The sequence below is a fragment of the Shimia sp. FJ5 genome, assembly GCF_032918335.1.
Classification (GTDB): domain Bacteria; phylum Pseudomonadota; class Alphaproteobacteria; order Rhodobacterales; family Rhodobacteraceae; genus Shimia; species Shimia aestuarii_A.
In genome coordinates, this window is the sequence record NZ_JAWJUV010000001.1 from 622,315 (window position 1) to 646,037 (window position 23,723).

The following is a 23,723-nucleotide window of genomic DNA, read 5'->3' on the forward strand; positions in this document are numbered from 1 at the left end:
CCGCGGCATAAGGGCAGGACAAAATGGCAGGCGAGTCACGACCACTTCACGAACTGGGGCTGACCGCCGCCGCAGGGCGCGACCCCGAAATCACGGGCCTTGCCGTTGATAGTCGTGAGGTCAAGGACGGCTTTCTCTTTGCCGCACTCCCCGGAACCCGCGTGCATGGGGGCGAGTTTATCCAATATGCCCTGCGTATGGGTGCGAGCGCGATCCTGACCGACGCCGAGGGCGCGCGCATCGCCGCCACCGAACTGGCCGACTCGGATGCTGCGCTCGTAGTGGCCGAAGATCCGCGCCAGACACTCGCCTTCACCGCCGCGCTCTGGTTCGGGGAACAGCCCGGCATCATGGCCGCCGTTACCGGCACCAACGGCAAGACCTCCGTCGCCACCTTCCTGCGCATGATCTGGCAGGAGTTGGGTCTCGAGGCGGTCAACCTTGGCACCACGGGCGTCGAGGGCGACTATACCGCGCCTCTAAACCACACCACGCCGGAACCCATCACGCTGCACCGTACCCTTGCCGCCGCCTGCGCCAATGGGATCGAGTTCGCCGCGATGGAAGCCTCCTCGCACGGCCTCGCCCAACGCCGCCTCGACGGGGTGCAGCTCAAGGCGGCAGGCTTCACCAATTTCACTCAGGACCACCTCGACTATCACGAGAGCTTCGAGGAGTATTTCGACGCCAAGGCCGGTCTCTTTGCCCGCGTTCTTCCCGACGAAGGGACGGCGGTTATCAATACCGACGATGCGCGCGGGGTCGACATGGCCGCCATCGCGCAGGCGAGAGGCCAGGACGTCATCACCGTGGGGCGCAACGGTGCCGATCTGACCCTTGACGCCCAGCGGTTCGACGCCACGGGGCAGGACATCCGCTTTACCTTCCGCGGCCGAAGCTACATGGCGCGTCTGAACCTCATTGGCGGATTCCAAGCCGAAAACGTTCTCCTCGCCGCCGGTCTCGCCATCGCTTGCGGGGCTGACCCCGAGCGCGTCTTCGAGGTGCTTAGAGAATTGAAGACCGTGCGTGGCCGGATGCAGCTCGCCGCGACACGGCAGAACGGGGCAGCGGTCTTCGTCGATTACGCCCATACGCCCGACGCCGTGGAAACCGCGCTCAAGGCCATGCGCCCGCATGTCATGGGCCGTCTCGTCGCCCTTGTCGGCGCGGGCGGCGACCGGGACGCAGGTAAACGCCCGCTGATGGGCGCGGCGGCGGCGGCCAATGCCGACCTGGTCTTTGTGACTGACGACAATCCGCGTTCCGAAGATCCGGCGGTGATCCGCTCCGCCGTCATGCTCGGCGCGCCCGACGCCATAGAGGTCGGCGACCGCGCCGAGGCCATCCTGCGCGCCGTCGATGCGCTTCAGCCGGGTGACGCCCTCCTGATCGCAGGCAAGGGCCATGAAACCGGCCAGATCGTCGGCGACGCGATCCTGCCCTTCGATGACAGCGAACAAGCCAGCGTGGCCGTCGCCGCGCTCGACGGGGGATTTGCATGAGCCTCTGGACTGCCTCCCAAGCCGCCGCCGCCACCGGCGGCAAGGCCACCACCGCATGGGAGGCCACAGGCGTCTCGATCGACACCCGCACGCTTGAACCCGGCGATCTCTTCGTCGCCCTCAAGGCGGCGCGCGACGGGCATGACTTTGTGGCCCAAGCGCTCGAGGCCGGGGCCGCCGCCGCGCTCGTGACCCATATCCCCGAAGGTGTCGCCCCCGATGCGCCACTTCTCATCGTCGAGGACGTGCTGGCCGCGCTCGAAGACCTTGGCCGCGCCGCCCGCGCCCGAACCGAGGCGCGCGTCGTCGCTGTGACGGGCTCCGTCGGCAAAACCTCGACCAAGGAAATGCTGCGCGCCATGCTCGCGGGGCAGGGCAAGACCCACGCCTCTGTCGCCAGCTACAACAACCACTGGGGCGTGCCGCTGACGCTGGCGCGGATGCCCGCCGACACCGACTATGCCGTGATCGAGATCGGCATGAACCACCCCGGCGAGATCGCGCCCCTTGCCCGCATGGCCAAGCCCCATGTCGCCCTGATCACGACCGTCGCCGCCGTGCATCTCGAAGCGTTTGAGAATGTCGCCGCCATCGCCGCTGAAAAGGCCGCGATCCTAGACGGGCTCGACGCCTCCGGCATCGCCGTCCTTCCCGCCGATATCGACACCGCGCCGATCCTCGCCGACAAGGCCGCCGCCCTCGGCATCACGGCCATCCCCTTCGGCGCGACCGCCCCCGACTGGTCCTTGGGCGACGTGAGCCTCTCTGGCGACCGCACAGTGGCCCGTGCCACTGTCAAATCCGAGCCCTTGGTGTTCAAGATCAACAGCGCCGGACGCCATTTCGCGATGAATGCTCTCGGCGCGCTTGCTGCTGTCGATGCGCTTGGCGCTGACCTTGCCATCGCCGTGGGCGATCTTGGCCGTTGGACGCCCTATACGGGCCGCGGTGCGCGCGAAGTGATCTATCTCGATCCGGTCGAGATCGACATGACGCTCGACCTGATCGACGACGCCTATAATGCCAACCCGACCTCGCTTGCCGCTGCGCTCGAGGTGCTTGCCGCCGCGACGCCGCAGAACGGCGTGGGGCGCATCGGGAAGGGCCGACGCATCGCCTTTGTCGGCGACATGAAGGAACTCGGGCCTCAAGAGGCCGCCATGCACGCCGCCATCGCCGATCTGCCCAGCCTCGTGCATATCGACACCGTGCATTGCATCGGCCCCCTCATGCGCCACCTCTATGAGGCCCTGCCGCCGCACAAACGCGGCAAGTGGACCGAGACCAGCGCTGAGATGGCCGAAAACATCCGCCACATGGTCGACGCAGGCGATTCCCTGCTCGCCAAGGGCTCATTGTCGATGGGTCTTGCGCAAATTGTTGACGCGATCCGCAAATTGGGCCATCCCGCCCCGCAATCCAATGATGAGGACGATTAAATGCTCTATTGGCTGACCGAGTTTTCGGACGGCGGGGACTTCTTCAACCTGTTCCGCTACATCACCTTCCGCGCCGGCGGCGCCTTCATGACCGCGCTGATCTTCGGCTTTCTCTTCGGTCCGCCGCTTATCAACGTCCTGCGCAAACGTCAGGGCAAGGGCCAGCCGATCCGCGAAGATGGTCCCGAAACCCACCTCGCCAAGGCCGGAACCCCCACGATGGGCGGTCTCCTCATCGTCGGCGCCTTGATGACCTCAACGCTTCTGTGGGCCCGGCTGGACAATGGTTTTGTCTGGGTGGTGCTGTTTGTGACCTTGACCTATGGCCTCATCGGTTTTGCCGACGACTACGCCAAGGTCTCCAAGCAAAACACCGCAGGCGTCTCTGGCAAGGTGCGCCTCGGCCTCGGCTTTGTGATCGCCCTGATTGCCTCTTACTGGGCAACAACATTGCATCCGGCAGAGCTGCAATTCGGCCTCGCCCTGCCGTTCTTCAAGGATACGCTCCTCAATCTCGGGCTGTTCTTCCTGCCCTTTGCGATGATCGTCATCGTCGGCGCGGCCAATGCCGTGAACCTCACAGACGGTCTCGACGGGCTTGCCATCATGCCGGTGATGATCGCAGCGGGGACGCTTGGCATCATCGCCTATGCCGTGGGCCGTGTTGACTTTACCGAATACCTCGATGTGCACTATGTGCCCGGCACCGGCGAGATCCTCATCTTTGCCGCCGGTGTTGTTGGTGGTGGCCTCGGATTCCTTTGGTACAATGCGCCGCCTGCCGCCGTCTTCATGGGGGACACTGGGTCTCTCGCACTCGGCGGTGCCCTCGGTGCCATCGCCGTGGCCACGAAACACGAGCTTGTCCTCGGCATTGTCGGCGGCCTTTTCGTGGTCGAGGCGCTCTCCGTCATCATTCAGGTGCTCTACTTCAAACGCACCGGCAAGCGCGTCTTTCTCATGGCTCCGATCCACCACCACTATGAGAAGAAGGGCTGGTCCGAACCCCAGATCGTGATCCGCTTCTGGATCGTCTCCCTGATCCTCGCCATGATCGGCCTCGCGACCCTCAAGGTCCGTTAGAGGACATAGGATTTTCGATAAGCCTTGCCCCAAGCGATTTCGAAATCGCTTGGGTGCAGACTGAGAGGGCAGACACCCTATGCGAGACCTTCTGAAAGAATATCGGAAATGTGCAGTAGCGCATGGGGAACACACTTTGGCAGGCAATGCCGTAGCTGCAAACAAGGCGCATGATCGGTTGCTAGGTGCCTTGAAGGCTTTGAGTCAAGCAAACGCAGATACTGAGGTTCTATCGCTTCTTGAAGACGAAAACCCCTCTGTGCGGCTTTGGGCTGGTGCTCATTGTTTGGAAGTGGACGAACCACGGGCTCTGGCTGCATTGAATAGGCTGGCCGCCGCTGGTGTCCCCATCGTCAGCATGAGTGCAAGATACACAGTTCAAGGTTGGCAACATGGTGAACTGCGCGTTCGTCGGACTTTTTGAAGGATAGGATCGGGCCTTGACTTGAATAGCCCAACGAATGCGGTTCCTTTACCAGGCACAAGAGCGACGCCTAGCCCGAATAACAAGGCTCTGCATTGAGGTGACCTTGTTCACTCACAAGGGTACTATGACTACGTGAATATCGAATTGCGCAATGCTTCACCAAGTCAGCGGCCTGCTGTTGTTCTGAGAATAGCTGCGGTTAGAGAGAGGTGAAATCAATTGGTCGTTTCAATGGCCTACTATGGCTTGAAGTACCCAAGCAGAACCAGTGGGTGGGTCGCCACTTTAGGTGAAACGCCTGAACAGAGGTTTGATCCGGAGACTGGGAAAGAGGATTTCACCGAGCAAAGGCGTATTGGGGCGTATCTTGAGAGCTGGAGGGCTGGGCGGCAATGGTTACCTCAGCCGATTTGCTTACACTTTGAGGCGAGTGGCCGGCAGCTCGTCAAGGCAGACCGAATTTTTCACAATATGGTCGGCCCGATTATATCGGGGAATTCTGTCAATCTTATGCGTCCGCTTCTTGAACGGGAAGGTCACGTTTTGCCACTTGATGTGATGAATGCGGATGAGAAGTTCTTTCTGTGGTGGGTGCCTTGGGTCGATAACAGCGTTGATATTGCCCGGTCTGAAAAATCTCCGAATGGAAAGACCGTGAAGCGCTACGCTTTTCATAAAGACAAGGTGAAAGGCCTGACAGCATTCCGGCCACATTATTCGGGAATGTATAACCCAGATGCTCAGGGGCAGGTTCTTGTAAATGAAGAGTTCAAGCAAGCTTGGCTTGATGCAGGGCTTACCGGGATTGACTTTAGACCAGCCTGATCATTCTGTTGGCTCTCAATACTACTGCATGGCGATTGCAGAGCGTCTTGAATCATCTAAGACGCAAAAAATCCCCCTTTCCGCCGCACGATGGGATCGAATTCCCTGTTGGTCATGTAGGCTTTTGGGGCTGGAGGGGCAGATTGCGACCGTCCTCCTCCTTAACCAATCGCAGGCGAACGCATGGAATTGCGCTGGTGCGGCACGTCTCGCAAACCCACCGCGCGCCCGCTTAACCACCGCACGCCGGGGTTAACGCCAAAACGACCACCGAAAACCCGCACATACGCGATACCGACGTAATACCGACGTGATACCGACAGGATTTTTTCGCGTTAACCTCGTCCCGAAAGGGGGCCTCTCTTGCGTCGCTCGGCGGGGGCGGGCATTGTCGCGGCACGCGTAATTTCGGGGTGAAAACGATGATTCCAGTCAAAGGATACGAGGGCAAACAGGTCGCGGTTCTGGGCCTTGGCCGCTCCGGCCTCGCCACCGCGCGCGCGCTCGTCGAAGGCGGTGCCGAGCCGCTCTGCTGGGACGACAACCCGGAGGCCCGCGCCCGCGCCGAAGCGGAGGGGTTTGCCTGCCAAGACCTTGCAAAACAAGGCGCTTTCGAGGATGTCGCCGCGCTGATCGTCTCCCCCGGCATCCCCCATCTCTACCCCGCGCCGAACCCCGTCATCGCCGCCGCCTGGGCCGCAGGTGTGCCCGTCGACAACGATATCAGCCTGTTCTTCCAATCCTTCGCAACCCGTGATTGGGATCATTTCGACACAAGTCCCCGCGTCGTTGCGGTCACGGGCTCAAATGGTAAATCCACAACCTCCGCCCTGATCCACCACGTTCTCGACACCGCCGGCCACCGCACCCAACTCGCCGGCAACATAGGCCGAGGCGCCCTAGACCTCGATCCCGCCGAGAACGGCGATATCGTGGTGCTTGAATTGTCGAGTTATCAAACCGAATTGGCGCGCGCTTTGACGCCGGATATCGCTGTTTTTACAAACCTTTCGCCGGATCACCTTGATCGTCATGGCGGAATGGGGGGCTACTTTGCGGCCAAGCGTCGGCTCTTTGCTGAGGGTGGGCCGGACCGCGCCGTTATCGGAGTGGACGAGGCCGAGGGGCAGTTCCTTGCCAACCAGCTTTCCATGGGGCTGGGCGACGACCGCGTGATCCCGATTTCTGTTGAGCGAAAGCTGTCTGGGCCGGGGTGGCAGGTATTTGTTAAGAAAGGTTTTCTATCAGAGTATCGCAAAGGCCGTCAGACGGGATCCATTGATTTGCGCGCCATCAAGGGGTTGCCCGGCGCGCACAATCATCAGAATGCCGCAGCGGCCTATGCGGTGTGTCGATCACTCGGCCTTGCGCCGCGTGTCATCGAAGCTGGATTTGCCTCGTTCGGTGGTTTGCCACACCGTTCGCAGGTCGTTGCCGAGATTGGCGGCGTGACCTACGTGAACGATAGCAAGGCAACCAACGTCGACGCCGCCAAGATGGCGCTGGGCGCGTTCAAGAAAATCCGCTGGATCTGTGGCGGGCTTGAGAAAGAAGGCGGGCTTGCAGATCTCGCGGAACACGCTGGGGAGGTCGTCAAAGCCTATGTGATCGGCCGCGAGGCGGCGGCTTTCGCGATGCAGCTCAAAGGAGTGGACGCAGAGATATGCACGACGATGGACGTCGCCGTGGCCCGCGCATCAGAAGACGCAGAAGCAGGCGATACAGTGCTGCTCGCACCGGCGGCGGCGAGTTTCGATCAGTACGATAGCTTCGAGAAGCGAGGCGATGATTTCATATGTCTTGTCAATAGTTTGGGTGGCTAGACTTTGTTCCGGATTGCGGTTCCCGCAGCCCAGCCCGACGACCAAGCCCATTGAAAATTGAACCCGCCAAGCCAACCGGTGACGTCCACCGCTTCACCAATGACATAGAGGCCGGGCACGGTCTTGGCCTCCATCGTTTTGGAGGAGAGCGCCTCCGTATCGACCCCGCCCAGCGTCACTTCCGCAGTGCGGTAGCCCTCGGTGCCTGCCGGGCGTAGGTCCCACTCGGTCAACCGTTCCGCCAATGCCTCGAGAGCCTTGTCGGATTGGTCGGCCATGTTCCCTTTCAGCGCCCATTCCACGGAAAGGTAGTCAGCTAGTTTCGCGGGTAGGAGATAGCCAAGAACCGTCCGCAGTTGCCGCCGTCCGTCACTCTGCCGACGCGCCTTCAGCTGCCCGAGTACATCCGTGCCGGGGAGGAGGTCGATTTGGATCGGCTGACCTTCTTGCCAGTAGGAACTGATCTGCAACATGGATGGGCCCGAAAGCCCCCTATGGGTCAGGAGAAGCGCTTCTTCAAAGGCTGGACCATCTGCCGAGGCGCGCACAGGCAGCGCGGTGCCAGAGAGTGGTTTGAACCGACCATCCGGGAAGGTGAACGGTACGAGCCCCGCACGTGTCGGCAAGAGCGGCAGACCGAATTGCTCTGCAATATCATAGGCCAGACCGGTGGCACCCATCTTCGGGATCGACTTGCCACCGGTCGCCAGAACGAGGTTCTTCGCTGTGAGCGTTCTACGCGTCCCGGCGTGTTCCGTCTCGACCCGAAACGTGGTCCTGTCGTGCGACACGCCAAGAATTGTCGTCTCGAGTTGCAGAGCCGCGCCCGCCGCCTCAAGCTCGCTCACCAGCATCGCTACGATGTCTTTGGCGGTCTCGTCGCAGAAAAGCTGCCCCAGGGTCTTCTCATGCCAAGCGATGCCGTAGCGGTCGACGAGTTCGATGAAATCCCACTGGGTATAGCGGCTCAGCGCGGATTTGCAGAAATGCGGGTTCTTGGAGATGAAGTTCTCCGGCCCCGCGTAAAGGTTGGTGAAATTACAACGGCCGCCGCCTGAGATCCTGATCTTCTCGCCTGGGGCCTTGGCGTGGTCAATAACGAGCGTGCCCGCCCCGGCGTGGGCCGCGCACATCATGCCGGCAGCCCCGGCGCCAAGGATGATCGTCTCAAACTGCATAAATGGCGGGTGCCCGATCCTTTGAGGCGGGTCAAGGGGCTTGCAGCACGAGGCGCGCTTTGCAAGGACAGACAGGCGTGATATGCTTTGCACACAGACCCGGAAAACCGGGCGTATTCGAGGCAGTATTCGGCGGGTATCCGATGACAGAGATGGTGTATGGCACGCTCCCGGCACAGGGAGGCGAGCCTGTTCTCCCTAAATGGTGGCGCACGCTCGACAAGTGGTCGCTGGCGGCAATTCTGATCCTTTTTGGGATCGGCGTTCTTCTCGGGCTTGCTGCTTCGCCGCCATTGGCCGAGAAGAACGGCTTTGCAGCCTTCCACTATGTCGAGAAACAGGTGATCTTTGGCGGATTGTCGCTGATCGCTATGCTGGTCACTTCGATGATGAGCCCTCGCGTGGTGCGACGCCTCGCCGTGATCGGATTCATCGTCACCGTGATCGCGCTTCTCGGTCTACCGCTCTTTGGCACGGATTTCGGCAAAGGCGCGATGCGGTGGTATTCCTTGGGCTTTGCGAGCGTACAACCCTCCGAGTTCCTCAAGCCCGCTTTTGTTGTTGTGGCAGCGTGGCTCATGGCGGCCAATGAAGAGATCAATGGTCCGCCCGGGCGTATTTGGTCTTTCTTCCTGATGCTCTCTCTGGTGGTGATCCTTGCGTTGCAGCCGGACTTCGGTCAGGCGAGCCTGATCCTTTTTGCATGGGGCGTGATGTATTTCGTCTCTGGTGCGTCGATGGTGCTCATTGCTGCAATTATCGTTGCAATTTATCCAGTTGCCCGTTTCGCCTATGCCAACTCTGAACATTTTGCGCGGCGCATTGATGGGTTCCTTGACCGTTCCGTCGATCCAACAACACAGCTTGGCTATGCGACCAACGCCATCCGCGAAGGCGGGCTTTATGGTGTCGGTGTCGGAGAGGGGCAGGTCAAATGGTCCCTGCCGGATGCGCATACAGATTTCATTATCGCGGTAGCAGCAGAGGAATATGGGTTGGTCCTCGTCCTCGTGATCATCGCGCTTTATGCGAGCATCGTGCTCCGCTCGTTCCTGCGCCTGATGCGAGAGCGTGATCCGTTTACCCGTATCGCAGGCACTGGACTCGCGGCCATGTTCGGCGTGCAAGCGATCATCAACATGGGCGTCGCGGTTCGTCTTCTGCCCGCGAAAGGCATGACTTTGCCGTTCGTAAGCTATGGAGGCTCCTCTCTCGTTGCAGGGGGGATTGCAGTCGGCATGCTTTTGGCGTTTACCCGCAGCCGGCCTCAGGGCGAGATCGGAGACATCCTGCGGGGACATGTGAGATGATGAATAAACCATTGCTTGTCATCGCGGCAGGCGGCACAGGCGGGCATATGTTCCCCGCTCAAGCGTTGGCCGAAGTGATGCTGCGCAAGGGGTGGCGGGTCAAACTGACGACTGATGCGCGCGGTGCGCGCTACACTGGCGGGTTCCCTCACTCCACGGAAATTGAGCAAGTGTCGTCAGCGACCTTTGCGCGTGGCGGCAAGCTGGCCAAGCTTGCGGTACCATTTCGGATTCTCGGAGGGGTGCTTTCTGCCGTGGTGAAACTACGTCGCGACCGCCCCGAAGTTGTTGTGGGTTTTGGCGGCTATCCGACGATCCCGGCCATGGGCGCAGCGTGGGTGTTGAAGCTCCCGCGCATGATCCATGAGCAAAATGGTGTGCTGGGCCGCGTAAATCATCTCTTCGCATCCCGTGTGGATGCGGTGGCGTGCGGCACTTGGCCGACCGATCTACCTGAAGGGGTCGAAGGGGTACATGTTGGCAATCCGGTGCGTGCGGCTGTGCTCGAGCGCGCTGGGTCTGGCTATATCGCACCGGGCGACTACCCGATGTCGATCTTGGTGATCGGCGGCTCGCAGGGCGCGCGCATCCTGTCCGACACGGTGCCGAGCGCAATCGCCTCCCTTCCGTCAGAACTCCTGCGCAATATCCGTGTGAGCCATCAGGCCCGTGATGAAGATGGCGAACGCGTCGCAGCGTTCTATGCCGAGCACGGGATCGCCGCGGATGTGCAACCCTTCTTTCACGATGTTCCCGCGCGAATGAGTGAAGCGCAGCTTGTCATTTCGAGATCCGGCGCATCCTCCGTTGCCGATATCAGCGTGATTGGGCGACCGTCTATCCTCATTCCCTTTGCTGCGGCCACTGGGGATCACCAGACCGCGAACGCGAAAGGGTTGGTCGAAGTTGGCGGAGCAATCCGAATTCCCGAAAGCAAACTCAACGTTGCCTCCCTCGCAGAGCAGATCGCTCTGATCCTCGGCAATCCGTCGGGTGCGAACCAGATGGCAATGGCTGCGCTTTCTGTGGGCAAGCCTGAAGCGACACGAAGCCTTGTCGCGCTCGTTGAGATGCTGGCCAGTAAAGAAGAGTGAAGACCATGAATGCAGCGACGAAGCTCCCCGGAGATGTAGGCCCAATCCATTTTGTCGGCATCGGCGGAATCGGTATGTCGGGGATTGCCGAGGTTCTGTTGAACCATGGCTATGTCGTGCAGGGCTCTGACCTGAAGTCGAGTAAGATCACGGAGCGCCTTGCAGACATGGGCGCCAAGGTCTTTGTCGGACAAAAAGCGGAGAACCTGGAGGGGGCAGAGGTCGTCGTGATCTCTTCCGCGATCAAGCCGGGCAATCCAGAACTCGACGAAGCGCGCAAGCGCGGCCTACCGGTCGTGCGGCGCGCGGAAATGCTGGCCGAGTTGATGCGGCTCAAGTCAAACATCGCGGTCGCGGGGACCCACGGCAAGACGACAACGACGACCATGGTGGCGGCACTGCTCGATCATGGCAAGATTGACCCCACTGTTATCAACGGCGGTATCATCCATGCTTACGGCTCCAACGCGCGGGTTGGCGAAGGCGAATGGATGGTGGTCGAGGCCGACGAAAGCGACGGCACCTTCAATCGCTTGCCGGCGACGATTGCCATCGTGACGAACATTGACCCCGAGCATATGGAGCATTGGGGCACTGAAGAAAACCTGCACAAAGGGTTCCTCGATTTTGTGTCGAACATCCCCTTCTATGGACTCGCAGTCTGCTGTACCGATGATCCCGATGTGCAGACCTTGGTTGGCAAGATCACCGACCGCCGTGTTGTGACCTTCGGTTTCAACGCCCAAGCAGATGTTCGTGCCGTAAACCTCCACTTCAAGACCGGTATCGCGCATTTCGATATCAGGTTACAGCAGGAGGGCGAGGTCATTGAGAACTGCACCCTTCCAATGCCGGGTGATCACAACGTCTCGAATGCTCTTTCCGCCGTTGCCGTGGCGCTTCATCTTGGTATGTCGAAGGATGAAATCCGAGAAGCGCTCGCCAAGTTTGGCGGCGTAAACCGGCGCTTCACGCGGGTCGGTGAGTGGAAGGGCATCCCGATCATTGACGACTATGGTCACCATCCGGTCGAGATTGCAGCGGTCCTTAAGGCGGCGCGCCAGGCCTGCGAGGGCCGTGTCATAGCTGTCCATCAACCACATCGTTTCACACGGTTGCATTCGCTCTTTGAGGATTTCTGTGCCTGTTTCAATGAGGCCGATGTCGTCGGAATTGCCGAAGTCTTCGCCGCGGGGGAACAGCCTATCGAGGGTGCGAGCCGCGATGATCTCGTTGCCGGGCTCGTGGCGCATGGCCATCGCCACGCGATCGCAATTGACAGCGAGGACGACCTCGAAGCCCTTGTGCGCGCTGAGGCGAAATCAGGCGATATCGTGGTCTGTCTTGGGGCTGGTACGATCAGTGCCTGGGCAAACAACCTCGCCAAACGATTGGGATAAGCCAGGCAGCGCCACACCCTTAGGTTGGGGCTTGCAACTTGCGTGGCTTGGGCAAAGACTGGCGGCGAGAGAAAACCGCCGGACAGGAGCAGGTCATGGCAGAGCATCTCAAGCGACGCATCGGCTTCGGGCTTCTGACGGCCTACGGTGTGGGCGTCATGGTTGGTGCCGGGATCTATGTCCTGGTCGGTGCGGTGGCGGCGGAAGCAGGCATTTGGGCGCCGCTCTCCTTTCTTCTCGCGGGCTTGATCGCGGCCCCGACTGCACTTTCCTACTCCGAGTTTTCTGCACGTATTCCCGAAGCTGCGGGCGAGGCAGCCTATATTCGTCAGGGGCTACAAAGCCGGCTACTGGCGGTCGTGGTGGGCCTTGCCATCGTTGCGGCTGGGACGATCTCGGCGGCGGCAGTGCTTCGGGGCGGAACGGGCTATCTTATGCTTGTGGTCGATCTTGAGGCCAATTGGACCATGGTTGCGCTTGGTCTGGGGTTGGCGGCTGTTGCGGTCTTCGGTGTCATGGAGAGCCTTTCACTTGCTGCAATCTTTACCGTGGTCGAGCTATGCGGGCTCGGCCTCGTCATATGGGCTGGCTGGGACGCGCCCGCGAGCGGGGATTGGGGAGCTGCGCCGCCCATCGTTTTCTCCGGGGTCGCGGCGGCTGCAGTTCTGGCTTTCTTCGCGTTTATCGGCTTTGAGGATATCGTCAACATGGCCGAAGAAGTGGCCCAGCCCGAGCGTACCATGCCGCGTGCAATCCTTGCGGCGCTGGTTCTCACGACGGTGATCTATGCTCTTGTATCGGTCGCCGCGGTGCGCGCGGTGCCTCTTGAGGCGTTAGGGGCGAGCGAGCGTCCCCTGGCTTTGGTCTGGCAAGCGGCACAAGGCGGTGACGCCAAGTTTCTTTCAACCATAGCGGTGTTTGCAGCGCTGAATGGTGTCCTTGCCCAGATCGTCATGGCGAGCCGCGTGCTTTTTGGCCTTGGCAAACGCGAGAAGGTGTTTGCACTATTTCATCATGTATGGCCTCGCACCGGCACACCCGTCTTGGCGACATGCCTCGTCGGATCCCTTGTCGTGCTTGGCGCAATCGCACTCGATGTCGGGCTATTGGCCGAGATGACGTCTTCCATACTGCTTGCGGTCTTTGTCCTCGTGAACCTCGCATTGATCTTCGAGAAGCGGCGCGAACCCGAGGCACCATTCAGAGTGCCCATGTTTGTGCCCGTGATCGGGCTATGCCTGTCCGCTGGAGCGTTGCTTTTCAATATTCAGGGGGCGCTATGAGCCTTTCAATGATCCTTGGGTGCTTTTGGGTGCTGGCGGCTGCACTCGTTGCGATGCTACCGATGCGGAGGCAATACGCGCCCGGCGTTGTGCTCTTGCTTGCGGCACCCCTCCTGATCAGCGTGATCTTCTGGGAGCATGGGGTCTGGTTCGGGTTTGCCGCGCTGTTTGCGTTTGTTTCAATGTTCCGAAACCCGCTCCGGTATCTTTGGAAGCGTCTGCGCGGCGAAAAGCCGGAGATCCCCAGATGAGCCTATCCCTTATACTCGCACTTGCATGGTTGGTTGCCGTGAACGTCAGAGGCATGTTCCCGAGCCGGGATCATCATTGGCGTTTCGCCTATATGATGATGGCAGTTGGTGCGCCGATCCTTGCATTTGTTTGGTGGCAGGAGGGGACTTGGTACGCGGTCGGGCTCCTTGTTCTCGCGGGCTGGGTGATGCGCTGGCCGGTCATCTATGGTTGGCGCTGGCTACGCCGAAGGGTTGGGCGCAAGGCGTGACTTTTCCAGTCCTATGGCTTGCTTCCCAAGAGGGGATTGCCCAAAAGGAGGGCGCGAAACTAGAGAGGCTCGCATGACGCATATTCCCACACCTCGCGGCAAACTGACAGAGAACCGTCCCCTTGCGGACCTGACTTGGCTACGCGTTGGCGGACCCGCGGATTGGTTCTTTCAGCCCGCTGATGTAGAAGACCTTGCGGCTTTCTTGCGCGACCTGCCCGAGGACGTGGCCGTATTCCCGATGGGGGTCGGTTCGAACCTGATCGTGCGCGATGGAGGTCTGCGCGCTGTTGTGATCCGTTTGGGGCGCGGTTTCAATATGGTCGAGATCGATGGGAACCGCGTGACCGCAGGCGTTGCTATGCTGGATGCACATGTCGCGCGCAAGGCCGGTCAGGCTGGTCTTGACCTGACATTCCTACGCACCATCCCCGGCGCGATCGGTGGTGCGGTGCGGATGAATGCCGGATGCTATGGCACCTATGTGGCAGATGTCTTCGTCGAGGCCAAAGCCGTGACGCGGTCCGGCGAGATCGTGACCTTGACTGCGGATGATCTCAACTTCCAGTATCGCCAGACCGACCTTCCCGAAGGCTGGGTCTTGACCGAGGCGACGTTTGAGGCCCCGGCGGGCGATCCAGAAGACCTTGCGCAGCGCATGGATGACCAACTCGCCAAGCGTGATGCAACACAGCCGACCAAAGATCGCACCGCCGGAAGCACTTTTCGGAACCCGGCTGGATTTTCCTCGACAGGCAAAGACGATGATGTGCATGACTTGAAGGCATGGAAACTCATAGACGACGCAGGCATGCGCGGTGCACGCATTGGCGGTGCGCAGATGAGTGAGAAACACTCGAATTTTATGCTCAACACCGGGGACGCCACCGCCGCGGACCTCGAGAATCTCGGCGAAGAAGTCAGAAAAAGGGTTTTCCAAAACAGCGGAATAGAGCTAGTATGGGAAATCAAGCGCGTTGGAGAACCAGCGGCTGAATGACTTCCGGTCGCAGGCTAATCAGACCGGACAGCAGTTAAAAAAAGGGACCGAAAACGGTCCGGGACATTGGGGCACGAACGGGTATGTCGAGCAGGGCAAACCCCAAAGTGGCGGTATTGATGGGTGGGCCTTCGGCTGAGCGCGAAGTCTCGCTGACATCCGGGCGCGAATGCGCTGCCGCGCTGCGGGAAGCAGGGTATGATGTTGTCGAGGTCGATGCGGGCCCCGATCTATCTGCGCGCTTGGCTGATCTCAAACCTGATGTGGCTTTCAACGCCTTGCATGGACGCTGGGGCGAAGATGGTTGTGTGCAAGGGATGCTTGAGTGGATGGGCATTCCCTATACCCATTCCGGTGTCCTGGCTTCGGCGCTCGCGATGGATAAACAGCGGTCAAAGGATGTGTATCGGGCGTGCGGATTGCCAGTCGTTGAGAGCATCATCTGTCCGAAAAGCGAAGTCAGCAAACGCCATGTCATGGCGCCACCCTATGTTGTGAAGCCCAACAACGAGGGGTCTTCCGTTGGTGTCTACCTTGTGAACGAAGCGGCAAACAGTCCGCCCCACCTTTCCGAAGAGATGCCTGAGTTTGTCATGGTTGAAACCTTCGCGCCGGGGCGCGAGCTTACGACAACGGTCATGGGTGATCGCGCATTGACTGTGACCGATATCCTGACTGATGGCTGGTATGATTACGACGCCAAGTACAAGGAAGGTGGTTCGCATCACGTGGTGCCGGCGGATGTGCCACAAGAGATCTTCGATGCCTGCCTAGACTACGCGCTACGCGCCCACGACGCCTTGGGGTGTCGCGGGGTCAGTCGAACCGATTTCCGTTGGGACGAAGCACGCGGCCTTGAGGGGCTGATCCTTCTTGAAACCAATACGCAGCCAGGCATGACGCCCACGTCACTCGCTCCTGAGCAAGCCGGGCAACTCGGAATTTCTTTCTCGGAGTTCTGCGCTTGGATGGTGGAGGACGCGTCGTGCAACAGGTAGGCCTCAAGAGCGATCCAGCCCCTTCACGCTGGGCCTATCGTTTTGAGCGGTTGATGCTGACGCCGTTCTTCCGGCTCTTCTTGCGCGTCATTTTGCCATTCTTGGTCGTCTTTGGCATGGCCGCGATCTGGCTTTCTGACGAGATGCGGCGCGATCAGTTGTCTGGCTGGGTACATGAGGCGCGTGTCAGCATCGAAACGCGCCCCGAGTTCATGGTTAACGTGATGGCGATCGACGGCGCCTCGGTAGGTATTGCCGAGGATATCCGGGAAATCATGCCAATTGATTTTCCGATAAGCTCATTCGATCTCGATCTCGACCACATTCAAGAGCAGGTCGCAGGTCTACCGGCTGTGGCTTCTGCGACTGTCCGTATCCGTCCCGGTGGGATCATGCAGATCACCATCACTGAGCGCGACCCGGTCATGGTCTGGCGATCGCGGGACGGGCTTTTCCTCGTGGACCAAGAAGGATTTGTCGTCGCGCCAGCCCGGTCAAGATCAGAGCATGCGAACCTACCGCTCATGGCAGGGGCTGGGGCGGAGCTACACGTCGTGGAAGCGCGGTCACTTTTTGTGGCTGCCGAGCCTCTGCGATCCCAGTTGCGCGGGCTTGTGCGCGTCGGCGAGCGACGTTGGGACATGGTCCTCAAGGATGGTCAGCGCATCCTCTTGCCAGAAGAAGGGGCGGTTCAGGCGCTTGAGCGAGTCATCGCGCTTAGCCAGGCACAAGACCTGCTGGCGCGCGATCTGACCATTGTGGATATGCGTTTGCCTGAACGGCCAACGCTACGAATTGCCGAAAGATCAGTTGAAGATTGGTGGCGCTTGCGGCGCCTTGAAGTTGGGAACACAGAAGAATGATGGAGCTATATGAATCCCAGCGCGCGATGCGCAACATGCGAAAGGCCGCCATGCAGAGAGGTGTCGTGGCCATTCTGGATGTGGGGAGTTCCAAGATTGCCTGTCTCGTGCTGCGCTTTGACGGCACCGAGCGTTTGGCCGAAGTCGAGGGGATCGGCTCAATGGCGGGCCAGAGCGGCTTCCGTGTCATCGGGGCGGCAACCACGCGGTCACGTGGCGTGCGTTTTGGTGAGGTCTCAGCCATGCAAGAGACAGAGCGCGCCATTCGCACCGTTGTTCAGGCCGCGCAGAAAATGGCGAAGATTCGCGTCGACCACGTGATTGCCTGCTTCTCGGGGGCGTCCCCACGTTCGTATGGTCTTGCCGGTCGGATCGGGCTTGAGGGCCACGTGGTCAATGAACAAGACGTTGCACGCGTCTTGGCGTCTTGCGATATGCCCGACTATGGCGACGGGCGTGAGGTGCTGCACGCTCAGCCCGTCAATTTTGCACTGGATCATCGGACGGGGCTTTCCGATCCGCGCGGGCAGATGGGCCAAGAGCTTGCCACCGATATGCATATGCTCACCGTGGATGCCATTGCGGTGCAGAACCTTGCGCATTGCGTCAAGCGGTGTGATCTCGAACTGGCGGGCATTGCCTCTTCGTCTTATGTCTCTGCGCTCTCGGCGCTTGTGGAAGACGAGCAAGAACTCGGCGCGGCATGCGTTGATCTCGGCGGTGGCACCACCGGTGTTTCGATCTTCATGAAAAAACATATGATCTATGCGGATGCCGTGCGCATGGGCGGCGAGCACGTCACCTCGGATATTTCGATGGGATTGCAGGTGCCGACCGCGATGGCAGAGCGGATCAAGACCTTCTATGGCGGTGTCTATGCGACGGGTATGGATGACCGTGAGATGATCGAGCTCGAGAGCGATACTGGCGATTGGGAGCATGATCGCCGCCGCGTGAGCCGCGCAGAACTGATCGGGATCATGCGGCCGCGCGTAGAGGAAATCCTCGAGGAAGTGCGCACACTTCTTGATGCCGCTGGTTTTGAGTATCTTCCGAGCCAGAAAATTGTGCTGACAGGCGGCGGGAGCCAGATACCCGGGCTTGACGGTCTGGCCTCCAAGATCCTCGGCCAGCAGGTACGCCTCGGGCGGCCGCTCCGGGTGCATGGTTTGCCGCAGGCGGCAACGGGGCCGAGCTTTGCGAGTGCGGTCGGCATGTGCCTCTTTGCGACACACCCTCAAGATGAGTGGTGGGATTTCGATCTGCCAGTCGAACGCTATCCTGTGCGAAGCATCAAGAGGGCGGTGCGCTGGTTCAAAGAGAATTGGTAGGCACTTCTGACGCGCGGAATCTTGCCGGTGTCGTGCGTCTATATCTGCCGAAAAACGCGAAATATCGGGAATCGTGATGAAAATGCGCCCATGTTTTGGGTCAAAATGCGCTTTTTCTCGTGACGATTCCTCCCGTCTTGGGTAATAATGGTGTTGAGTAGGTAAAAAACCGCAGCAAATGCGGACCATAGAACAGGCGGAAAACCATGACTCTGAATCTGACTATGCCCGACCAGGGTGACCTCAAGCCGCGTATCTCGGTTTTCGGTGTCGGCGGTGCCGGCGGCAACGCAGTGAACAACATGATCGAAAAGGCGCTCGAGGGCGTGGATTTTGTTGTGGCGAATACGGATGCGCAGGCACTCCAGCAAAGCCAATCGAAAAGCCGAATTCAGCTCGGCGTGAAAGTGACCGAGGGCCTCGGGGCCGGGGCACGTGCAACTGTTGGTGCGGCTGCCGCCGAAGAAAGCATCGAACAGATCGTTGACCAACTCGCAGGCGCACATATGTGCTTCATCACGGCCGGTATGGGCGGTGGCACGGGCACCGGCGCCGCGCCGATCATCGCACAGGCGGCACGGGAACTTGGTGTCCTGACCGTTGGTGTTGTTACCAAGCCGTTTCAGTTCGAAGGCGCGAAGCGGATGCGCCAGGCCGAAGAGGGCGTCGAGGCTCTCCAGAAGGTCGTGGACACGCTGATCATTATTCCGAACCAAAACCTCTTCCGCCTCGCCACGGAGAAGACCACGTTCACCGAGGCCTTCTCGATGGCCGACGATGTTCTGTATCAGGGTGTCAAAGGCGTTACCGACCTGATGGTGCGCCCCGGTCTGATCAACCTCGACTTTGCCGACGTGCGCGCCGTGATGGACGAGATGGGCAAGGCGATGATGGGCACCGGCGAAGCCGATGGCGAGGATCGCGCGATCCAAGCCGCTGAAAAAGCGATTGCCAACCCGCTTCTTGACGAGATTTCCCTGCGTGGCGCGCGCGGTGTGCTGATCAACATCACTGGCGGACATGACCTGACGCTGTTCGAACTGGATGAAGCCGCAAACCGCATTCGCGAAGAAGTGGACCCGGACGCGAACATCATCGTTGGCTCTACCTTGGATGACACGCTCGAAGGTGCGATGCGGGTGTCGGTTGTGGCAACTGGAATTGATGCTTCGGAAGTGCATTCGGATATCCCGGTGCGCCGCCCGCTGGCCCAACCACTGAACCCGCATGTCCTTGAGGACGCCGCGCATCACGCTGTGCAGCCTGAGCCGGAAGTTGCGCAAGACCCGATTGCCGAGCCGGAAGTGGCGGTGGCTTCCGCAGACACCGAGCCGACTTTCTTTAGCAGTTTCGACGCTGAGCGTGCCGCGGCTCAAGAGCAGATGGAAGACATTTTCGAAGAGTCCGCGTCCTACGAAGAACCAGCTGCCGATGATCTGCCGCCACCGGCATATCAAGCGCGTCCGCAGCAACAGTTCGCCCCGCAGGCCCAAGCCGCCTACGAGGAAGACGATGTCGCACAGTATGTCGCGCCGAAAGCTCCGCCTCTTGGGTCACCGTCGCCGGAAGTTCTGCAGCGCCTGCGTGCGGCTGCGGACAAGGCACCCGGGCGTCGCCCGATGGAAGCCGCAGAGCAGCCGCAAACCGCTCCTGCACCGCGTGCCGAAGAGCCTCGCAAAGGTGGTTTCGGCCTGAACTCCCTGATCGGCCGCATGACAGGCCACGGACAGGAGACAGAGCGTCCTGTGCATCACGCAGGGCATGCCCAGCCGACGATGCACGCGGTTCAGCCGGAAGCTGATGAAGATCAGGAACGGATCGAAATTCCGGCTTTCTTGCGCCGACAGGCGAACTAACGCGCAGAAAAAGCGTGACGATGAGGCCGCTCATGGAGCGGCCTTTTCCTTTTAAAGCATAGGCTTACGCGTGCTTAAGCGACGTTCTGCCGATCTGTTACAAAGTTGTTTCAGTCGGTTACAATCTTTGAATTGAGCCTTTGAGGCCAAAGCTCTACTTCAGTGGGGCGTCACCATTGGGGGGTGGCGCGCCATTCGGAGAACAACGTGCAGAAAACGGTCAAATCACCCATTCGTTTTACCGGGAAGGGACTCCATTCCGGGGAAACGGTGCGGATGACGATTCATCCTGCCTCGGCCGACTACGGAATCTGGTTCCGTCGGACCGATATTGCTTTGGGGGATGCATTGATCGCCGCGCGTTGGGATGTGGCCGAGCAAACACCGCTTTGTACGCGTATTCGGAATGAGGCTGGTGTTTCGGTCTCGACGATCGAACACGTGATGGCGGCGCTGGCTGGCACGGGGGTAAACAACGCCCTGATCGAGATCGATGGGCCGGAAGTGCCGATCCTGGACGGAAGCGCGGCCGATTTCGTGCATGCAATTCTCAAGATAGGCATCATGAAGCAGTCCGCGAATGTACGCGTGATTGAAGTGCTGGCTCCGGTGAGCGTAACGCGCGGCGATGCGACCGCGACGCTTGTTCCGGCAGATGAAATGCAGATCGACTTCCACATTGCGTTCGATGACGCGGCCATCGGTGTGCAACAGAAATCCCTCGTGCTTGCGAATGGGAGTTTTGTGCGTGAACTCTGTGATAGCCGAACTTTCTGTCGCAAGGCGGATGTGGACACGATGCATGCCAATGGTCTTGCGCTTGGCGGCACGCTTGAAAACGCCGTCGTTGTGGACGGGGATGCCGTTCTGAGCCCCGGCGGGTTGCGTCATGAGGATGAGGCCGTACGCCACAAGATGCTCGACGCCCTTGGGGATCTGGCATTGGCTGGTGCGCCGATCCTTGGCCGCTACACTGGGATTCGGGCAGGTCACGCCTTGACCAACGCGCTTCTTCGCGAGCTTTTCGCCACGCCTGGCGCGTTTCGGGTCCGCGAAGTCGATGCGAAAACCGCCGCTCGCCTGCCCGGTGCCGGTGTCCATCTCGAAGAATTTCCGGCAGTCGCCTGATCCTGAACCGTTAAAAAACGCCAAATGCGTTTTGCACTGGAATTTTCTGTGCTAACAGCTTGGGGAAAGGGTGGGAATATCCTGCCGAAACCGAACAAGAGGTTGTGCAGCATGACAGGTGTCGGGCCGCGTTTTGGTGTGATCGGTGCGATCCTCGCTATCGCCATTCTTGCAGGTTGCAGTTCTAGCACCTCGGAGAAAGTGCGTGATGGCAAGATCCCGATCGAGAATTTTACTGCTGAGCAGATTTTCGAACGCGGTGAGTACGAGCTGAACGACAACGAAGCGGAAGAGGCCGCGTTCTATTTCTCTGAAGTAGAACGCCTCTATCCTTATTCGGAGTGGGCAAAACGTGCGTTGATCATGCAGGCATTCTCTTTCCACAAAGCCAAGGACTACGAGAACAGCCGCGCGGCAGCCGAGCGTTTCATCGCCTTCTACCCGGCGGATGATGACGCGGCCTATGCGCAGTATCTTCTTGCGCTGACCTACTATGATCAGATCGACGAAGTTGGACGCGACCAGAAGCTGACCCTCGAAGCCCTTCAAGAGCTACGCAAGCTGATCGAGACCTATCCCGATAGTGAATATGCGCGGTCTGGCAAATTGAAGTTTGACCTTGCCTTTGACCATCTCGCCTCGAAGGAAATGGAAGTCGGACGGTACTACTTGCGCCGTGAACACTTTGCTGCGGCGATCTCGCGCTTCCGTGTCGTGGTGGAAGATTTCCAGACAACGACACATACGCCCGAAGCGTTGCATCGACTCGTCGAAGCGTATCTCTCACTCGGCCTGACAAATGAAGCCCAAACCGCGGGTGCGATCCTTGGCTACAACTACCGGTCGACCCAATGGTATGATGATAGCTACAAGCTGCTGACGGGTCGCGGGCTCGAGCTTGAGGCGGCAGGGGATAGCTGGCTGCGTCGTGTCTATCGTCAGACAGTCAAAGGGGATTGGCTCTGAGCCACTTAGGGCCAGGAAAGATCCACCATCATGCTTCGCGCACTTGATATTCGGGATATGCTCATCATCGACCGGTTGGAACTTCTGTTCCAACCGGGCCTGAACGTTCTGACTGGTGAAACTGGTGCGGGCAAATCGATTCTGCTCGACTCGCTCGGTTTCGTTCTGGGCTGGCGGGGACGTGCCGAGCTGGTCCGGCAGGGAGCAGAACAGGGAGAAGTGACCGCCGAGTTCGAGCTTGCGCCGGATCATCCCGCACATGGAGTGCTTGAAGAGGCGGGTCTTCCGATCAACGAAACCCTGATCTTGCGGCGCGTGAACAGTCGCGATGGGCGCAAGACAGCTTGGGTCAACGATCGGCGCTGTTCTGGCGAGGTGTTGCGCCGCTTATCTGAGACGTTGGTTGAACTGCATGGTCAACATGATGATCGCGGCCTTCTGAACCCGCGCGGTCACCGGGAACTCCTCGATGCGTTTGCCGGTGTTGATGCCGAGAAACGCGCCACGCGTGAGGCTTGGGCCACACTAAGTAAAGCGCGCAAAGCGTTGTCAGCAGCTCAGGTCGAGATAGACGAGGCCAAGGCCGAAGAAGATTTCCTCCGCCATGCCGTGGCCGAGTTGGGGGATCTCGATCCGCAACCGGGAGAAGAGGCAGATCTCGACTCGCGCCGGCGCATGATGCAGGGTGCTGAGCGCTTGCGTGAAGACGTCACCCGTGCACATGCTGCCCTTGGCGGCGACGGCGCCGAAGGGGCGATCGGAGACGCGCTCCGCTGGCTCGAAGGCGCCCAAGGCGGGGCAGAAGGGCATCTTGATGCCCCCCTGGCGGCAATCGAACGGACCCTAACAGAACTTGGGGAGGCGGTTGAAGAGGTGGAGCGCTGTCTTGATGTGCTCACATTCAATCCCCACGAACTGGAAGAGACAGAAGAGCGCCTCTTTGCCATCCGAGCTTTGGCGCGCAAGCACAATGTGGTGCCGGACGAGCTTGGTGCTCTTGCAGAAGACCTGCGCACGCGGCTCGACGCCGTGGACGCCGGGGCGGAGCGGTTAGAGAGCCTCTCCAAAGCGGTGACGGACGCAGAGCGGCGCTACGACAATGCGGCGGATGCGCTTGGAGCCGCGCGTCGCGGTGCAGCAGACCGGCTTGATACGGCAGTCATGACAGAGCTTGCTCCGCTCAAGATGGAGCGTGCAGTCTTTCAAACCGATTTCAGCGAGGCCACCCCCGGCCCAGACGGCAAGGAAGCAGTGGCCTTTACCGTTGCCACGAACCCCGGTGCGCCTGCAGGACCGATCGGCAAGATCGCGTCGGGTGGTGAACTGAGCCGTTTTCTCCTCGCACTCAAGGTCTGTCTGAGCCGCGATGATGCCGGGCTGACGATGATCTTTGACGAAATCGACCGTGGCGTCGGTGGGGCGACGGCGGATGCCGTGGGTCGTCGGCTTTCCGCGCTTGCCGAAGGTGGACAAATCCTCGTGGTGACCCATTCCCCGCAGGTGGCGGCCCTCGGAGCACACCATTGGCGCGTCGAGAAGCAGGTAGTCGCGGATCAAACCATGTCCACCGTGGTGCCTCTCAAGGGGGATGCTCGGGTCGATGAGGTGGCGCGGATGTTGGCCGGTGACACGATCACTGATGAAGCGCGCGCCGCAGCGCGGGCGTTGTTGGTGTAGCAGACGTACAGACGTTGCCTTCGTGGCAGAGCACC

At 60.0% G+C, this 23,723-nt stretch carries 20 protein-coding genes; 19 read left to right on the forward strand and 1 reads right to left on the reverse strand.

Annotation, left to right across the window (positions count from 1 at the left end; all coding sequences use genetic code 11):
• Positions 1-23: 23 nt before the first annotated feature.
• The 5 genes from R1W01_RS03220 to murD all read left to right on the forward strand — a co-directional run bounded on the left by R1W01_RS03220 (position 24) and on the right by murD (position 7,102).
• A complete protein-coding gene (locus R1W01_RS03220) occupies positions 24-1,505 on the forward strand; it encodes a UDP-N-acetylmuramoyl-L-alanyl-D-glutamate--2,6-diaminopimelate ligase (RefSeq protein WP_297756342.1) in 1,482 nt (493 codons plus the stop codon).
• Positions 1,502-2,944, forward strand: coding sequence for a UDP-N-acetylmuramoyl-tripeptide--D-alanyl-D-alanine ligase (locus tag R1W01_RS03225; protein ID WP_297756341.1), 1,443 nt, complete (start codon positions 1,502-1,504; stop codon positions 2,942-2,944). Before R1W01_RS03220 ends, R1W01_RS03225 begins: the two co-directional genes overlap by 4 nt.
• On the forward strand, positions 2,945-4,027 hold the full coding sequence (gene mraY, locus R1W01_RS03230) for a phospho-N-acetylmuramoyl-pentapeptide-transferase (RefSeq protein ID WP_243612269.1): 1,083 nt from the start codon (positions 2,945-2,947) through the stop codon (positions 4,025-4,027). It abuts the gene before it with no gap.
• Between the two features lie 658 nt (positions 4,028-4,685).
• Positions 4,686-5,279, forward strand: a complete 594-nt coding sequence (locus R1W01_RS03235) for a hypothetical protein (RefSeq protein ID WP_297756340.1) — start codon at positions 4,686-4,688, stop codon at positions 5,277-5,279.
• A gap of 422 nt (positions 5,280-5,701) precedes the next feature.
• Complete coding sequence (gene murD / locus R1W01_RS03240) at positions 5,702-7,102, forward strand: UDP-N-acetylmuramoyl-L-alanine--D-glutamate ligase (RefSeq protein WP_297756339.1); 1,401 nt, start codon at positions 5,702-5,704, stop codon at positions 7,100-7,102.
• On the opposite strand, the gene R1W01_RS03245 is transcribed toward murD, so the two are convergent.
• A complete protein-coding gene (locus R1W01_RS03245; protein ID WP_297756338.1) occupies positions 7,099-8,280 on the reverse strand; it encodes an NAD(P)/FAD-dependent oxidoreductase in 1,182 nt (393 codons plus the stop codon). The genes murD and R1W01_RS03245 overlap by 4 nt on opposite strands.
• Before the next feature lie 143 nt (positions 8,281-8,423).
• Here R1W01_RS03245 and ftsW point away from each other — a divergent pair, with 143 nt between their 5' ends.
• The 14 genes from ftsW to recN all read left to right on the forward strand — a co-directional run bounded on the left by ftsW (position 8,424) and on the right by recN (position 23,688).
• Positions 8,424-9,590 (forward strand): putative lipid II flippase FtsW, encoded by a 1,167-nt coding sequence (ftsW, locus tag R1W01_RS03250; protein ID WP_243612273.1) that lies wholly within the window; start codon positions 8,424-8,426, stop codon positions 9,588-9,590.
• Complete coding sequence (locus R1W01_RS03255; RefSeq protein WP_297756374.1) at positions 9,590-10,684, forward strand: UDP-N-acetylglucosamine--N-acetylmuramyl-(pentapeptide) pyrophosphoryl-undecaprenol N-acetylglucosamine transferase; 1,095 nt, start codon at positions 9,590-9,592, stop codon at positions 10,682-10,684. The genes ftsW and R1W01_RS03255 overlap by 1 nt, the downstream gene beginning before the upstream one ends.
• 5 nt (positions 10,685-10,689) lie before the next feature.
• Positions 10,690-12,084 (forward strand): UDP-N-acetylmuramate--L-alanine ligase, encoded by a 1,395-nt coding sequence (murC, locus tag R1W01_RS03260; RefSeq protein ID WP_297756337.1) that lies wholly within the window; start codon positions 10,690-10,692, stop codon positions 12,082-12,084.
• 95 nt (positions 12,085-12,179) lie between these two features.
• A complete protein-coding gene (locus tag R1W01_RS03265; RefSeq protein ID WP_297756336.1) occupies positions 12,180-13,367 on the forward strand; it encodes an APC family permease in 1,188 nt (395 codons plus the stop codon).
• Positions 13,364-13,618 carry a DUF2484 family protein gene (locus R1W01_RS03270; protein WP_297756335.1) on the forward strand — a complete coding sequence of 85 codons (255 nt, stop codon included), beginning with the start codon at positions 13,364-13,366 and terminating at the stop codon, positions 13,616-13,618. Before R1W01_RS03265 ends, R1W01_RS03270 begins: the two co-directional genes overlap by 4 nt.
• Positions 13,615-13,869, forward strand: coding sequence for a DUF2484 family protein (locus tag R1W01_RS03275; protein WP_297756334.1), 255 nt, complete (start codon positions 13,615-13,617; stop codon positions 13,867-13,869). Before R1W01_RS03270 ends, R1W01_RS03275 begins: the two co-directional genes overlap by 4 nt.
• A 73-nt stretch (positions 13,870-13,942) precedes the next feature.
• Positions 13,943-14,869 (forward strand): UDP-N-acetylmuramate dehydrogenase, encoded by a 927-nt coding sequence (gene murB / locus R1W01_RS03280; protein WP_297756333.1) that lies wholly within the window; start codon positions 13,943-13,945, stop codon positions 14,867-14,869.
• An 83-nt stretch (positions 14,870-14,952) separates the two neighbouring features.
• Positions 14,953-15,867, forward strand: coding sequence for a D-alanine--D-alanine ligase (locus R1W01_RS03285; protein WP_297756332.1), 915 nt, complete (start codon positions 14,953-14,955; stop codon positions 15,865-15,867).
• Positions 15,855-16,730, forward strand: a complete 876-nt coding sequence (locus R1W01_RS03290) for a cell division protein FtsQ/DivIB (RefSeq protein WP_297756331.1) — start codon at positions 15,855-15,857, stop codon at positions 16,728-16,730. The genes R1W01_RS03285 and R1W01_RS03290 overlap by 13 nt, the downstream gene beginning before the upstream one ends.
• A complete protein-coding gene (gene ftsA, locus R1W01_RS03295) occupies positions 16,727-18,061 on the forward strand; it encodes a cell division protein FtsA (RefSeq protein ID WP_243612281.1) in 1,335 nt (444 codons plus the stop codon). Before R1W01_RS03290 ends, ftsA begins: the two co-directional genes overlap by 4 nt.
• 206 nt (positions 18,062-18,267) lie before the next feature.
• Entirely contained in the window at positions 18,268-19,917 is a 1,650-nt protein-coding gene (gene ftsZ / locus R1W01_RS03300; RefSeq protein ID WP_297756330.1) for a cell division protein FtsZ, read from the forward strand.
• 207 nt (positions 19,918-20,124) lie between these two features.
• Entirely contained in the window at positions 20,125-21,045 is a 921-nt protein-coding gene (lpxC, locus tag R1W01_RS03305; RefSeq protein WP_243612283.1) for a UDP-3-O-acyl-N-acetylglucosamine deacetylase, read from the forward strand.
• A gap of 111 nt (positions 21,046-21,156) precedes the next feature.
• A complete protein-coding gene (locus R1W01_RS03310) occupies positions 21,157-22,011 on the forward strand; it encodes an outer membrane protein assembly factor BamD (RefSeq protein WP_243612284.1) in 855 nt (284 codons plus the stop codon).
• A gap of 30 nt (positions 22,012-22,041) precedes the next feature.
• On the forward strand, positions 22,042-23,688 hold the full coding sequence (gene recN, locus R1W01_RS03315; RefSeq protein ID WP_297756329.1) for a DNA repair protein RecN: 1,647 nt from the start codon (positions 22,042-22,044) through the stop codon (positions 23,686-23,688).
• The last annotated feature ends 35 nt before the right edge of the window (positions 23,689-23,723 follow it).